The following is a 14904-nucleotide window of genomic DNA, read 5'->3' on the forward strand; positions in this document are numbered from 1 at the left end:
CATTTTCGCCAGAGGACAGATGCGCCCTAGCCCAGAATACCCGGCAACCGCAGCCCATGCGCACGGGCGCAATCCTTCGCCGCCTCATACCCGGCATCCGCATGACGCCACACGCCCGAGGCCGGATCGTTCCACAACACCCGCTCTAACCGCCGCGCGGCGTCCTCGGTCCCGTCAGCGCAGATCACCACACCCGCGTGCTGACTGAAGCCCATGCCAACGCCGCCGCCATGATGCAGCGACACCCATGTCGCCCCGCTGGCCGTATTGATCAACGCATTCAGCAAAGGCCAGTCACTGACCGCATCCGAGCCATCCAGCATCGCCTCGGTCTCGCGGTTCGGGCTGGCGACCGAGCCGCTGTCCAAGTGATCCCGCCCGATCACTATAGGGGCCCTTAGTTCACCATTGGCCACCATCTCATTGAAGGCCAGCCCAGCACGATGCCGATCCCCAAGCCCGATCCAGCAGATGCGCGCGGGCAAACCCTGAAACGCGATGCGGTCCTGCGCCATGTCGAGCCAGCGATGCAGGTGCTCGTTCTCGGGGAACAGCTCTTTCATCTTGGCGTCGGTTTTGTAGATATCTTCCGGGTCGCCGGACAGGGCGCACCAGCGGAACGGGCCGATCCCTTTGCAGAACAGCGGGCGTATGTAGGCAGGGACAAAACCGGGGAAAGCAAAGGCGTTTTCCAGCCCTTCATCCTGCGCCACCTGGCGGATGTTGTTGCCGTAATCCAGTGTCGGCACGCCTGCATTCCAGAAATCAACCATGGCCGCCACATGCTGTTTCATCGACGCACGTGCGGCTTTTTCCACCGACTTAGGCTCTGTTTCGCGCTTTTCCCGCCACTGTGCCATGGACCAGCCGATAGGCAGGTATCCATTGATCGGGTCATGGGCGCTGGTCTGATCGGTAACGATATCGGGGCGCATGCCCCCCTCGGCCATGCGACGGTAGATCTCGGGGAAAACCTCGGCGGCATTGCCCAGCAGTCCTACGGACTTCGCCTCGCCGGCTGTGGTCCAGCGGTCGATCATCTCAAGCGCTTCGTCCAGCGTCTCGGCCTTTTCATCCAGGTATTTGGTGCGCAGGCGGAAGTCGATGCTGTCGGGGTTGCATTCCACCGCCAGACAGCAGACCCCGGCAAAGACGGCCGCCAGAGGCTGCGCACCGCCCATACCACCCAAGCCGCCGGTTAGAATCCATTTGCCGGTCAGGTCGCCGCCATAGTGCTGACGCCCGGCCTCAGCAAAGGTCTCATAGGTGCCCTGAACGATGCCCTGCGTGCCGATATAGATCCACGAACCGGCCGTCATCTGGCCGTACATCATCAGGCCCTTCTTATCGAGTTCGTTGAAGTGATCCCAGTTGGCCCAATGCGGCACGATGTTGGAATTGGCGATCAGAACGCGCGGTGCATCCTTGTGGGTGCGGATGATGGCCACGGGCTTGCCAGACTGGACAATCAGAGTCTCGTCCTCTTCCAGATCCTTCAAACCCTCTACAATAGTGTCGAAATCCTGCCATGTACGTGCGGCGCGACCAATCCCGCCATAAACCACCAACTCATGCGGGTTCTCGGCTACGTCCGGGTGCAGGTTGTTCATCAGCATCCGCAAAGGCGCTTCGGTCATCCAGCTTTTGGCGTTCAGCTCTGGCCCAGTCGGCGGATAGATATCTCGCGTGTTCTTACGGGGATCGTTCATGGCGTAAGCTCCAATACTGTGTCTTGGATGGCATCCAGAATATCGCGCAACCACGGGCGCAGACGGTCGGCCTTCGCAGTGTCATAGCGCCACGGCGCGCGCTCGGCGGTTAGGTACGCGGACTGCGCAATTTCCATTTGAATGGCGTGTACACATTCGCTCGGTCGACCGTAGTGCCGAGTGGTCCACCCGCCGCGAAAACGTCCGTTCAAAACGGTGCTATACGGCGACGAATCCGCAAATTCGTACGCAACAGCCTCGATTTCCGGCGCGCAGGTCGTTCCGCCGTCTGTTCCAATGTTCAAGTCTGGCAGAACACCGTCAAACAGGAACGGAATGCGACTGCGGATCGAATGGCAATCAAACAAGACCGCCACGCCATGTTTAGCCCTGACGCGATCCAGCTCTGCTGCAAGCGCCACGTGGTACGGCGCGTGATATGCGCTGCACCTTTTCTGGACCTCATCGGCTGAGGGCACCTGACCGGCTTGCCAGATCGGCTGACCGTCAAAACCCGTCTCGGGCACGAGCGTTGTCGTATTCTGCCCAGGATAAAGCGAGGCACCTTCGGGATCGCGATTTGCATCAACGACATAGCGGTGAATATGAGATTGCACCACGGTCGCGGCCGGCAATAGCCCATCATAGAGCCTGTTGATGTGCCAATCCGTATCCGTCAGCACAGCGCCTGCTGCGTTCAATCGCCCAGCTATTTCGTTCGGAACAAACGTCCCGCCGTGCGGTTGGCCTAGCACAACCGGGCTGTCACCTTGTTGGACACCAACGACCTGCATCAGCGCAACTCTGGCATCGGGTTGCCAGCCGCCTTCAGAATGTCACCGCGCGCTACCAGTGCTTTCGCTGTCTCAAGGTCTGGCGCCATATAGCGATCCTGATCCAATGTAGGCACCTCGCGGCGTAGTCGGTTGATGACTTGCTGCAGCGGGGCGCTGGTCGCCAACGGCGCGCGAAACTCGACGCCCTGCGCGGCGCACAACAATTCTACCCCAAGGATGTTGGTCAGGTTTTCGACCATCCGTCCCAACCGCCGCGCCCCATGCGCAGCCATCGAAACGTGATCTTCCTGATTTGCAGAGGTCGGCGTGCTGTCGGTGACGCATGGGTTGGCAAGATGCTTGTTCTCGCTCATCAATGCGGCAGTGGTGACTTCGGCGATCATAAGGCCCGAGTTCAAGCCCGGATCGGGTGTCAGGAAGGGTGGCAGATCAAAGCTCAGCGCAGGGTCCACCATGAGGGCGATCCTGCGCTGCGCGATCGCGCCGATCTCGGACAGCGCCAACGCGATCATGTCAGCGGCAAATCCAACGGGTTCAGCGTGGAAATTCCCGCCCGAGACTATCGCATCTTCAAGAACCAACGGGTTGTCAGTGGCGGCATTTGCCTCGATTTCCAAAGTCGCGGCGGCCTGACGTATGACGTCCATCGCCGCCCCCGTGACCTGTGGCTGGCATCTGATGCAATAGGGATCCTGCACACGACTGTCTCCGTCGCGATGACTTTCGCGAATCTCTGACCCGGCCAGCACAGCGCGCATGGCGCTGGCGGCTTCGGTCTGGCCGCGATGTCCGCGCAGGGAGTGGATTTCGGGCCGCAAAGGGGCCGTAGATCCCATGATCGCATCAGTGGACAAAGCCGAAATGACGAGCGCAGTTTGCGCCGCTTGCCAGGCTTCGAACATGCCCGCCAAAGCGTAGGCTGTCGAAAACTGAGTGCCGTTGATCAAGGCCAACCCCTCTTTTGGGCCCAGCGCAACAGGTTCTAACCCTGCCGCTTTCAACGCGTCACGCCCCGGCATCATCTTGCCGTTCCAGTCGGCCTCACCCTCGCCAATCAGGACTGCCGCCATATGGGCCAAGGGTGCCAGATCACCAGACGCGCCGACCGACCCCTGCGCCGGAACGACCGGGATAACATCGTGTGCCAGCATGTCTTGCAACAGCGCAATCAGTTGCCATCGAACGCCCGACGCGCCGCGGCCGAAGGACAGCAGTTTCAGCGACATCATAAGCCGAACGATACGGCGCGGGACAGACGGCCCAACACCGCAACAATGGCTGAGGATCAGGTTGCGCTGCAAAACCGCAGTATCCTTGGGGGCGATCTTGTGGCTGGCCAGCTTCCCGAACCCGGTGTTGACGCCATAGACGGCCACGTCGCCCTTGGCGGCGTGCTGAACGCGCTGTGATGCGCGCTGCACGGCAGTTTCGCAGGCAGGGTCCAGTCGCACAGATGGCTGATTCCAGTAGATCTTGGCCAATTCCGAAAGGGTTACGCCTCCGGGTGTTACGGTGAGGTGCGCCATCACATCCCTCCGAAGATTCGCTGGTGGAGGGGATTGAACCCGATCCGATACGCCAGTTCAGCCGGGTGCCGCACATCCCAGACAGCCAGATCCGCCCGTTTGCCCACAGTGATTTCGCCCGTGTCCTGCAAGCCAAGCGCACGCGCCGCATTCCGGGTCACACCAGCCAGCGCCTCTTCGGGCGTCAGGCGGAACATGGTGCACCCCATATTCATCGTCAGCAACAAAGACGTCAGCGGAGACGACCCCGGATTGCAATCTGTCGCCAATGCCATCGGCACGGATTTGTCTCGCAGTCTGTTCACGGGCGGAACCTGAGTTTCGCGTAGCGTGTAAAACGCGCCCGGCAAAAGCACGGCTACCGTGCCCGCCTCCGCCATGGCCGCGACACCGTCCTCATCCAGATATTCCACATGATCAGCCGACAGTGCTCCGTAACTGGCAGCTAATCTGGCCCCGCCAAGATTGGACAGTTGTTCAGCATGCAGCTTAACCGGCAGACCAAGAGATTGCGCCTCATCAAAGACAAGCGCCATCTGGGCGGGGGTGAAGGCAATGCCCTCACAGAAACCGTCAACCGCATCCACGAGCCCTTCGGCGTGGGCTGCGTGCAGGGTCGGGATACAAACCTCGGTCAAATAGTCTTTGGGGCGGGACTTGTACTCGGGCGGAACAGCATGCGCGCCAAGAAAGGTGGTCTTCACGCGCATCGGGCGCAGTTTTTCTATTTTTTGTGCAACCCGAAGCATTTTCAGTTCGGTTTCTACGTCCAACCCGTATCCCGATTTCACCTCGACACAGCTGACACCTTCAGACACCAAAGCATCAGCACGGGTCAAAGCGTCGGACAACAGCGCCTCTTCGGATGCCGCGCGGGTGGCGCTGACGGTCGACAGAATGCCCCCTCCGGCGCGTGCGATCTGTTCATACGATGCACCGTTCAACCGCATCTCGAATTCAGCCGCCCTGTTGCCCCCGAACACCAGATGCGTATGCGCGTCGATCAAGGCCGGGGTCACCAGCCTTTCACCATAATCCGTGGCCTCCCAACCCGAGAATCGCTCAGGCAACTCTTTTTTCGATCCGACCCAGACAATTCGACCACCCTCGATCGCGATCGCTGCGTCCACGCACAAACCGTAGGGCTCCCGGTCGCACTCCATGGTTGCGACATTTCCCGCAAAAATGACCATATTTGTCATCATCGAAGCTCTTTTCGGTTTCCGTGGTTGTTTATTTTTAAGTATACTTATAAAAATTTAAAGTCTATACAAATTGGATATGCCATGACGATCCACGCGAAGACAGCCTTGTTGGGAACGGGATGGGCTAAGAACATACGAGTCCACGTTCGGAATCGCCGGATATCCGGACTTGAAACCAGCGCGGCAGTCTCTGGGGATACCTGCGTCGACCTTTTGCTGCCGGCGCCGGGAAACCTGCATAGCCATGCGTTTCAACGCGCCATGGCCGGCATGACCGAAACCCGAGCGGCAGGGCGTGAAAGCTTTTGGACCTGGCGCACCTTGATGTATCGATTTCTCGACAGGCTGACGCCCGATCAAATCCAGGCCATAGCTGCGCTGACGTATGTGGAGATGCAAGAGGCCGGCTTTGCCGCAGTTGGTGAGTTCCACTATGTCCATCACCAGCCCGGCGGGCAGCCCTATGACACGCTGTCCGAACTGAGCCAACGAATCTTTGCCGCAGCGGATCAAACCGGGATCGGCTTGACACACCTGCCGGTCCTTTATTCCTACGGGGGCGTACAGCAACAGGCTTTAGAGGGCGGGCAGTTGCGATTTGGGAACAGCTTGGACCGCTATTGTGACCTGACCGAAGAGTGCCGCACGATCCTGCCGCATGCAGACAGCAGGATCGGTGTTGCGCCTCATTCGCTGAGGGCGACCTCGCCCGGTGACCTGAAACAGCTGATGCAACTGGACCCAACTGGCCCGGTCCACATCCACATCGCTGAACAGGTACAAGAGGTTACCGATGTCGAGGCCGCATTAGGCCAACGCCCTGTGGCTTGGCTGTTGGACAATATGGATGTCGACCAAAGATGGTGTCTGATCCACGCCACCCATATGACCGATGCCGAAACCCGCATGCTGGCGCGATCCGGGGCTGTAGCAGGGCTGTGTCCGATAACCGAGGCGAACCTTGGCGACGGTATTTTCAACGGCTCCGCCTTTATCAACGAAGGGGGTCGGTTTGGTGTTGGTTCCGACTCTAACATCAGAATTTCACTGCCCGCAGAACTGCGAACGTTGGAGTATTCGCAACGCTTGCGCGACCGCGAACGCGCTGTTCTGGTTCGCGGAGAAGGGTCCGTGGGCCATGCGCTTTATACAGGCGCCACCAGCGGAGCAGCGCAGGCGTTGGATCGGGATTCTGGTTCGATAGCCATTGGTAAGTTGGCCGATCTTGTGGCCTTCGATCGCTCCCATCCGTCCTTATGGCCGCTGACGGATGATCAGGTACTGGACGGGCTGTGTTTTGCGGGCCCCGATGGGTTGGTCACGGATCTTTGGTCCGCCGGGCGGCACATGGTGCGCGAAGGCCGCCATGTCGCACGCGACCGCATTGTAGATACCTACCGCGCTGCGATTGCCGAGCTGCTGACTGACGTCTAAAACGAATCCCTGAAAGCAGGACGCACATGACCCAGACATCCGAGACCACCAGCTACAAGGACATCAAGAGAACGGTCCTGTCTCGTATTCGGTCCGGGGATTGGGGGCCGGATTCTCTGCTGCCCAACGAACAGGATCTGGCCGCCGAGTTTTCATGCACCCGCACCACAGTGAACCGCGCCCTGCGCGAACTGGCCGACGAAGGATATCTTGAGCGTCGTCGCAAAGCAGGCACACGGGTTCTGAGCGCCCCTCAGAGGCAAGCCAGATTTACCATTCCGATGGTCCGAGACGAGGTTGAGGCCCTTGGCGGGACCTATCGCTATGCGTTGGTCTCTTCGGCTCGGGAAAACGCGCCCGACTGGCTGGCGGCCCGGCTGGCATTGCGTACGGGGCAACCGGTGATGCATGTCAGGTGCATGCACTTTTCGGGCAACACGCCATTTCAATACGAAGACCGTTGGATCGTCGTCGATAGCGTTCCGCAAGTGATGCAAGCGGATTTCTCGCAGATCGGACCGAATGAATGGCTGATCCAGACAGTACCTTTCACAAATGTCGAACTGACGTTCCTGGCCAGCCGTGCCGACGCAATGGTTGCCGGATTTCTGGACGTTCCTGAAAGCGAGCCCGTTTTCACCGGTGAGCGCATCACTTGGCTGGAAGGCCAGCCTGTAACTTTCGCCAAGATGTATTTCGCGGCCGGCTACCGCATGACGACGCAGTTCTGATTTCGTCACGAATTGGCTTTACCGTCCTGCCGATCCGCGCCAGATTTCCACGAAATTGATCTGGCGAAAGGAACATCTGTCATGAGCAACCCGCTTTACGATCGCTTGTTCGGCATTCACGCGGGCAAAGACACACCGTTCCTGCATCTTCCGAACGGTCAGACTGTGACTCATGCCGATTTTCTGGACATGTCAGCCCGGCTGGCCAATGCGCTGATCGGGTATGAGCTTGAGCCCGGCGACCGTGTGGCTGTTCAGGTCGAAAAATCCCCCGAGGCGCTGGCGCTGTACGCCGCCTGCGCGCAGGCCGGACTGATCTTTTTGCCTCTCAATACCGGCTACACCACGGCTGAGCTGCAATATTTCATCGAAAACAGCGAAGCCGCGCTAGTGGTTTGCGATGACGCGAAATCCAAGGGTCTGGCCCCCATTGCCACTGCCCAAAACGCCCGGCTGGAAACACTGAACGCCGATGGATCGGGCAGTTTCATGCGACGCGCGCTTGGGATGCTGCCCGCGTTTGAACCCGTGCGCCGGTCCGAGGAAGATCTGGCCGCCTTACTGTATACCTCAGGGACAACCGGGCGCTCCAAGGGAGCGATGCTGTCGCAGGCCAACCTGCTGTCGAACGCGGAAACGCTGGTGCGGGAATGGCGGTTCAGCGCAGATGATGTGCTGCTGCACGCCTTGCCGACTTTCCACACGCACGGGCTGTTTGTGGCGACGAATGTTGTGCTGGCTTCGGGCGGGTCGATGATCTTTCTGCCCAAGTTCGATCTGGATGACATGATGCGCCTGATGCCGCAGGCGACGTCAATGATGGGGGTGCCGACCTTCTACACCCGCCTGTTGGGGGATGATCGGTTCACCGGTGATCTGGCCCGGCATATGCGGCTGTTCATCTCGGGCTCAGCCCCGTTGCTGGCGGAAACCCATGAGCGGTTCGAAACCCGTACCGGCCACCGCATTCTTGAACGATACGGCATGACCGAGACCAACATGAACACCTCAAACCCCTATGACGGTGAGCGCCGCGCCGGTACTGTCGGTTTCCCCCTGCCCGATGTCGAATTGAAAGTGACCGACCCCGACAGCGGCGAGACCCTGCCGCTGGGTGAGATCGGCATGATCGAAGTGCGCGGCCCAAACGTGTTTCAGGGCTATTGGCAAATGCCCGAGAAAACCGCCGCCGAACTGCGCGAGGATGGGTTTTTCATCACCGGCGATCTGGGGCGCGTGGACGAGGATGGCTATGTCCATATCGTCGGGCGCGGCAAAGATCTGATCATCTCGGGCGGGTTCAACATCTATCCCAAGGAACTTGAGATGCTACTGGACGACCAGCCCCGTGTTCTGGAAAGCGCCGTGATCGGCGTGCCGCACCCGGATTTCGGCGAAACCCCCGTGGGCCTGCTGGTGGCGGAACCAGGCGCGACTCTTGATCTGGACGCGATCATGGCCCGTGCGCAGGCCGAACTGGCCCGTTTCAAACATCCTCGCAAGCTGATCGTTCTGGACGGGCTGCCGCGTAACACGATGGGAAAGGTGCAGAAAAACGCCCTGCGCGAGCGTTTCGCCGAGCTGTTTACCTAAGCGGCACGCGTCCGGTTGGGGTCAAAAGCCAGCACTTACGCCCCTCGAACACCGCCGTGGCCAAGGGACGGCCATAGCCTGCGCCCGCATCCAAATTGACCCGGTTGCCGCAATGCTCGGCCTGATCGACAAGCGTGTGGCCATGGACAATCAGCCACGGATGCGGCGCGGCTTCGATCAGGAATTCGTTGCGGATCCAGATCAGGTCATTCTCGGATTGCTGCTCCAGCGGAAGGCTCGGTCGGATACCCGCGTGAACGAACAGCATTTCGCCCTCTTGGTGATAGTTCGGCAGAGCATTGAGGAAATCCAGATGCTGCGGTGGAACAGTCTCGACCGCGCGTTGATGGACATGGATGATGCGGTCATTGTCGGTGACATCCACACCGTAAGAGGCCAATGTCTCGCGCCCGCCCAAACGCGGATGCAACCAACTGAGCGTGACCGGCAAGTGGCTGTCCGCGACCTCGCAATCCTGCACGAACCGCGCCATCATCCGGTCGTGATTGCCCCGGACCATGACCCAGTTACGCCCCGCACGCTGACCTTCGATCAACAGGTCAAGAACGCCGCGACTGCTCGGCCCGCGATCCACGTAATCGCCCAGAAACACGACCCGCGCATCCGGACCTCCATCCTGTTCGATCCGGCGCAGGGCGGTTTGCAGCATCTCAAGCTGACCGTGAATATCGCCAATGGCGTAGATGGGGGACGTCATAAAAAAAACCTCGGGTCCAAAATTCACTTTGCTTGTGACGGGAAAACCGCCCATGGCAAAGAAAATTCCCGCGCCTTGGACGGCGCGGGCTGGGATTGTCTCAGAATTTCAACACAGACGGTCAGGAGACGTCGAATTCTAGCGGTTTGATTTGCGTGAACAGCCCTGTCTCAGCCAGTTTGGCTCGAGCCTCTACCGGAACGGGTTCATCCACATATAGCAGCGCGATCGCCTCGCCCCCGGCCTCAGACCGACCAAGGGTAAAGTTCGCGATATTGACATCGTTCTCGCCCATCGTCTGACCCAGCGCACCGATGATGCCCGGCACGTCTTCGTTGGTGGTATAGAGCATATGCGCCCCGACCTCGGCGTCGATATTGATGCCCTTAATCTGGATGAAACGCGGCTTGCCATCGCTGAACACCGTGCCACCGATCGAACGCTCCCGCTTATCAGTAACAACAGTGACCTTGATATAGCCTTCGAACGCGCCGGATTTGTCCTGATTGGTGGTCGAGATATTGATACCACGCTCTTTCGCGATCACGGGGGCAGACACCATGTTCACATCAGGATTGACCTTTTTCATGATCCCCGCAACGGCGGCACAATTAAGCGCTGCAAGGTTCATCTCGGCTGCGACCCCATCATAAAGAATGTTGATCGCTTTTATCGGTTCATCGGTCATCTGGCCGATGAAGCTGCCCAGATGACCGGCCAGCTTGATCCACGGCCCCATGACTTTGGCTTCCTCAGCAGTCACGCTGGGCATGTTCAGCGCGTTCTCAACAGCCCCGGTCAGTAGGTAGTTCGAGATCTGCTCGGCCACCTGCAGCGCCACGTTTTCCTGCGCCTCGGTCGTGGCAGCACCCAGATGTGGTGTGCAGACGACGTTGGGCAGGTTGAACAGAGCGTTTTCCTTGGCCGGTTCCTCGCTGAACACGTCAAAGGCCGCACCGGCCACATGGCCCGATTGCAGCATCTCGGCCAGCGCGTCTTCATCGACCAGACCACCACGGGCACAGTTGACGATGCGCACGCCCGGCTTGGTTTTCGCCAGATTCTCGCGGCTCAGGATGTTGCGCGTCTGATCGGTCAGCGGCACGTGCAGGGTGATGAAATCGGCACGTGCCAGCAATTCGTCCAGCTCGACCTTTTCGACGCCCATCTTTGCGGCTTTCTCTTCGCCCAGGAACGGGTCATACGCGACGACCTTCATCTTCAGGCCCAGCGCGCGCTCACAAACGATGCCGCCAATGTTGCCTGCACCAACGACACCGAGGGTCTTGTTGGTCAGCTCAATCCCCATGAATTTGGACTTTTCCCACTTGCCGGCGTGGGTCGAGGCGCTGGCTTCGGGGATTTGCCGCGCCACGGCGAACATCATCGCAATAGCGTGTTCGGCGGTGGTGATCATGTTGCCGAACGGCGTGTTCATCACGATCACGCCTTTTTTCGAGGCCGCTTCCTTGTCGACATTGTCTGTGCCAATCCCGGCGCGACCGATCACTTTAAGATTGTCGGCTTTCTCCAACAGGGTCGGCGTGACCTTGGTGGCCGAGCGGATGGCAAGGCCGTCATACTGACCGATCACCTCGGCCAGCTTGTCTTTGTCCTTGCCCAGATCGGGCATGAAATCCACATCAATGCCGCGATCGCGGAAAATCTGCACGGCGGTTTCGCTGAGCTTGTCAGATACGAGTACTTTGGGGGCCATTTCTCTGGTCCTTGAATATAGGGAGATGTCCGGGCCACAGGCGGGCCCAGATTTTTCGTAGAAAAATCTTGTCAGGCGGCTGCCGATTGCGTAGCGATCTCGGCCTCAAAGGCCCAGGCCAGCCAGGGCAGCATGGCCTGAATATCCGCGGTCTCAACCGTGCCGCCGCACCAGATGCGCAGGCCCGCAGGGGCATCGCGATAGGCACCTATGTCCAGCGCAATATTCTCGGCTTCCAGCCGTTTGGCCACGGCCTTGGCAAAGGTCGCGCCATCCTGAATGCGAGGATCGGTGAATTTCAGGCAGACGGACGTGTTCGATTGCGTCGCCACATCCTCGGCCAGATTGGCGATCCAGTCGTTCTGGTCACAAAACGCATGCACCGCACCGGCATTGGCATCGGCGCGGGCGATCAGGCCCTGCAAGCCACCCACCGAACGCGCCCAGTCCAGCGCGAACAGGTAATCCTCGACCGCCAGCATCGAGGGCGTGTTGATCGTGGCCCCGGTGAAAATGCCATCAATCAGCTTGCCGCTTTTGGTCAGGCGGAAAATCTTGGGCAGCGGCCATGCGGGGGTGTAGCTTTCCAGTCGCTCCACCGCACGCGGGCTGAGGATCAGCATGCCATGCGCTGCTTCACCACCCAGTACCTTTTGCCAGCTAAACGTAGTCACATCCAGCTTGTCCCACGGCAGGTCCATCGCAAAGGCAGCCGAGGTTGCATCACAGATCGTCAGACCCTGACGGTCATCCGCGATCCAGTCGCCATTGGGTACTCGCACGCCCGAGGTCGTGCCGTTCCACGTAAACACCACATCGTTGACGAAATCGACCGTGGCCAGATCGACGATCTGTCCGTACTCCGCCGTTTTCACCTCGGCGTCGATTTTCAGTTGCTTGACCACGTCGGTGACCCAACCGGCACCAAAGCTTTCCCACGCCAGCATCTCGACGTTGCGTTCGCCCAGCAGCGACCACAGCGCCATCTCGACCGCGCCGGTGTCCGATGCGGGAACGATGCCGATTTTGTAATCCGCCGGAATACCCAGCACCTCGCGCGTGCCTTCGATGGCCGCTTTCAGCTTGTCCTTGCCCACGGCAGCACGGTGCGACCGGCCCAGCGCGGCATCGGCCAACTTGTTCAGATCAAATGTGGGGGGTTTGGCGCAGGGGCCCGAGGAAAAACGCGGATTCGCCGGCCGCGTAGCCGGTTGTTCAATGCTCATGTGTATTACCCTTCCAGATACACGCCCCTCGTTGGGGAGGGGTGTCCCGCCGCCACACCTAGAAACCCCTCGGCAGTGCAGCAAGCAGAAAAGACGTTTGAATGCCGAAAAACGACATCACTTTTCGCTCCGCACACGGTCATAGGTTTCCGATAGGCGAAAAGATTTGCGCGCCATGAACATTCACGCGGCGGGGTTGACTGTTTTTTAGGCACTCTGTCTCGCGTCCCGACGGAAAAGCCACCGAACTCTTGAGATCGCGCAGCCACCCGGTGAAAAGGTGCCATGCCAGACACCCTGACCATTGTCGTAGTAGAGGAAGACCGCGAGCGTGCGATTGCCATCGTCGACGCACTCAACGCGTCCGGGGCCTATGATGTGCACGTGATCGGCAATGTCTCCAGCCTTGCGCGCAAGATTGCCGCCTTGATTCCGGATGTGGTGCTGATCGACATCGACAACCCGACCCGCGATATGCTTGAGGAACTGACGCTTGCATCCGGGCCTCTAGAACGGCCCGTGGCCATGTTCGTCTCGGGCGCAGCCGGAGATCTGGCCTCGACCGCGATTGAGGCGGGCTTGTCGGCTTATGTGGTTGACGGGATGCAGCCGGATCGGCTGAAGCCCGTGCTGGATGCCGCCATCGCGCGGTTTCAGATCGTGCGCCAGATGCGCCGCGAACTGGCCGAAACCAAACGTGCGCTGGAGGAACGCAAGGTGATCGACCGCGCCAAGGGTCTGCTGATGAAGGCGCGCGGGGTTGAGGAAGAAGAGGCCTATGCCCTGCTGCGCAAGGCCGCGATGGATCAGGGCCGCCGCGTCGCCGACGTGGCCGAGGCGCTTGTCACCGCCTCGGGGCTGTTGTCATGAACGCTGTTACCCTGCCTGTTGCCTATGTTCCGCTGGTGGACGCCGCGCCTTTGATCGTAGCGCATGAAATGGGTCTGGCCCGCGCTGAAGGGGTCGAACTGGACCTGATCGCTGCGCCCTCATGGTCATCCGTGCGCGACATGCTGGCCTTTGGGCGGGTGGATGCCGCGCACCTGCTGTCGCCGGTCCCTGTTGCCATGGCCTTGGGGCTGGGCGGGGTGACGCAGCCCTTGTCAGCCGTTTCGGTCCTGTCGGTGAATGGCGACGTGATCGGCGTTAGCCGCGCGCTGGAGACCCGCCTGCGCGACGCAGGCTATGAGTTCGACTTCCGCGATCCGTTCAAGGCCGCCGCCGCGCTGGCCTCAGTCGCGGATGGGCCATTGGTCTTTGGCGTGCCCTTCCCGTTTTCGCTGCATGTGGAACTGCTGCATTGCTGGCTTGAGGCCACCGAACTGTCCAAAATCGGGGTCGAGGTGCGCACCATCCCGCCGCCGCTGATGGCGCAGGCCTTGGCCGAGGGTGATGTGGATGCGTTCTGTGTGGGTGAACCCTGGGGTTCGGTCGCTGTGGAATCGCAGGCGGGGGCGTTACTGCTGCCCGGTCAGGCGATCTGGGCCTTTGCGCCGGAAAAGGTGCTGGCCGTGCGCACCGACTGGGCGGATACCGAGCCGCACCTGCTGGGCAAGCTGATGCGGGCCGTCTGGCGCGCCGGGCGTTGGCTGGGCCAACCGGGCAGCCACACCGCCGCCGCTGAAATCCTTGCCCGAGACACCTATCTGAACCTGCCTTCGGAACTGATCGACCGGGCGCTCTCGGGGCGCTTTACCATCACAGGCCACGCCGAACAGCGCGAGGTGCCGGGATTTGTCGAGTTCCACGACGGGGCCGCAAATTTCCCATGGCGCAGTCAGGCCAAGTGGATCGCCCACCGTCTGGCGCAACGATACGGTCTGGACCCGCATCTGGCGCTAGCCCAAGCGGGCAGCGTGTTCCGCAGCGATATCTACCGCAATCAACTAGCAGGATTGGGGGCCGATCTGCCCGGTGCGTCGGAAAAGCTGGAAGGCGCGATTCGTGAGACCACGCCCGTTGCTTCCCATAACGGGCAGCTGTCGCTAAAGCGGGATGCGTTCTTGGATGGGCGCATTTTTGATCCTCAGGATATCTGACGCCTAAGAATTAGGCAGACGCGAGCGCAACACCGCGCGATTGCAGCATTTAACGCCGCGTTGCAGCAAAATCGCTTGATCGGCAACGGCGCATTTACCACTCTGGACCCATCGGCACACAAAGGCGTGTGTCGCAAGAATTCCTCCCAAAGTTTGGGAACGACTGAGCAAAGCCGCTCACTCTCTGGTCACCTCCTCCCGGCCAGAGC

12 protein-coding genes are annotated in these 14904 nt (G+C 60.0%); 5 read left to right on the top strand and 7 right to left on the bottom strand.

The window, feature by feature from the left end; translation table 11 throughout:
- Positions 1-26: 26 nt before the first annotated feature.
- From hutU to hutI, 4 genes are read right to left on the bottom strand one after another with little or no spacing between them, the layout of a single operon-like run.
- A complete protein-coding gene (hutU, locus tag AC2TAD_RS06105) occupies positions 27-1709 on the bottom strand; it encodes a urocanate hydratase (RefSeq protein WP_480866562.1) in 1683 nt (560 codons plus the stop codon).
- A complete protein-coding gene (hutG, locus tag AC2TAD_RS06110) occupies positions 1706-2503 on the bottom strand; it encodes an N-formylglutamate deformylase (protein WP_480866563.1) in 798 nt (265 codons plus the stop codon). The genes hutU and hutG overlap by 4 nt, the downstream gene beginning before the upstream one ends.
- Complete coding sequence (gene hutH, locus AC2TAD_RS06115) at positions 2503-4032, bottom strand: histidine ammonia-lyase (RefSeq protein ID WP_480866565.1); 1530 nt, start codon at positions 4030-4032, stop codon at positions 2503-2505. The genes hutG and hutH overlap by 1 nt, the downstream gene beginning before the upstream one ends.
- Positions 4032-5237, bottom strand: coding sequence for an imidazolonepropionase (hutI, locus tag AC2TAD_RS06120; protein ID WP_480866567.1), 1206 nt, complete (start codon positions 5235-5237; stop codon positions 4032-4034). Before hutI ends, hutH begins: the two co-directional genes overlap by 1 nt.
- 81 nt (positions 5238-5318) lie before the next feature.
- Here hutI and AC2TAD_RS06125 point away from each other — a divergent pair, with 81 nt between their 5' ends.
- The 3 genes from AC2TAD_RS06125 to AC2TAD_RS06135 all read left to right on the top strand — a co-directional run bounded on the left by AC2TAD_RS06125 (position 5319) and on the right by AC2TAD_RS06135 (position 8995).
- Complete coding sequence (locus AC2TAD_RS06125) at positions 5319-6671, top strand: formimidoylglutamate deiminase (RefSeq protein ID WP_480866569.1); 1353 nt, start codon at positions 5319-5321, stop codon at positions 6669-6671.
- Positions 6672-6697: 26 nt separating this feature from the next.
- A complete protein-coding gene (locus tag AC2TAD_RS06130; RefSeq protein WP_480866570.1) occupies positions 6698-7402 on the top strand; it encodes a histidine utilization transcriptional repressor HutC in 705 nt (234 codons plus the stop codon).
- Between the two features lie 81 nt (positions 7403-7483).
- Complete coding sequence (locus AC2TAD_RS06135) at positions 7484-8995, top strand: malonate--CoA ligase (RefSeq protein WP_480866572.1); 1512 nt, start codon at positions 7484-7486, stop codon at positions 8993-8995.
- Here AC2TAD_RS06135 and AC2TAD_RS06140 read toward each other — a convergent pair.
- The 3 genes from AC2TAD_RS06140 to AC2TAD_RS06150 all read right to left on the bottom strand — a co-directional run bounded on the left by AC2TAD_RS06140 (position 8988) and on the right by AC2TAD_RS06150 (position 12656).
- Positions 8988-9713, bottom strand: a complete 726-nt coding sequence (locus tag AC2TAD_RS06140; RefSeq protein WP_480866573.1) for a metallophosphoesterase family protein — start codon at positions 9711-9713, stop codon at positions 8988-8990. The two genes, AC2TAD_RS06135 and AC2TAD_RS06140, sit on opposite strands and share 8 nt — an antisense overlap.
- A gap of 121 nt (positions 9714-9834) precedes the next feature.
- Positions 9835-11430 (bottom strand): phosphoglycerate dehydrogenase, encoded by a 1596-nt coding sequence (gene serA, locus AC2TAD_RS06145; RefSeq protein WP_480866575.1) that lies wholly within the window; start codon positions 11428-11430, stop codon positions 9835-9837.
- Between the two features lie 71 nt (positions 11431-11501).
- Positions 11502-12656, bottom strand: coding sequence for a phosphoserine transaminase (locus AC2TAD_RS06150; RefSeq protein ID WP_480866577.1), 1155 nt, complete (start codon positions 12654-12656; stop codon positions 11502-11504).
- A gap of 285 nt (positions 12657-12941) precedes the next feature.
- Here AC2TAD_RS06150 and AC2TAD_RS06155 point away from each other — a divergent pair, with 285 nt between their 5' ends.
- Complete coding sequence (locus AC2TAD_RS06155) at positions 12942-13526, top strand: ANTAR domain-containing response regulator (RefSeq protein ID WP_170754698.1); 585 nt, start codon at positions 12942-12944, stop codon at positions 13524-13526.
- Positions 13523-14695: an ABC transporter substrate-binding protein gene (locus AC2TAD_RS06160; RefSeq protein WP_480866578.1), complete on the top strand. Its 1173-nt coding sequence runs from the start codon at positions 13523-13525 to the stop codon at positions 14693-14695. Before AC2TAD_RS06155 ends, AC2TAD_RS06160 begins: the two co-directional genes overlap by 4 nt.
- Positions 14696-14904: the final 209 nt, after the last annotated feature.

The organism is Ruegeria sp. HKCCD7628, from assembly GCF_057221005.1.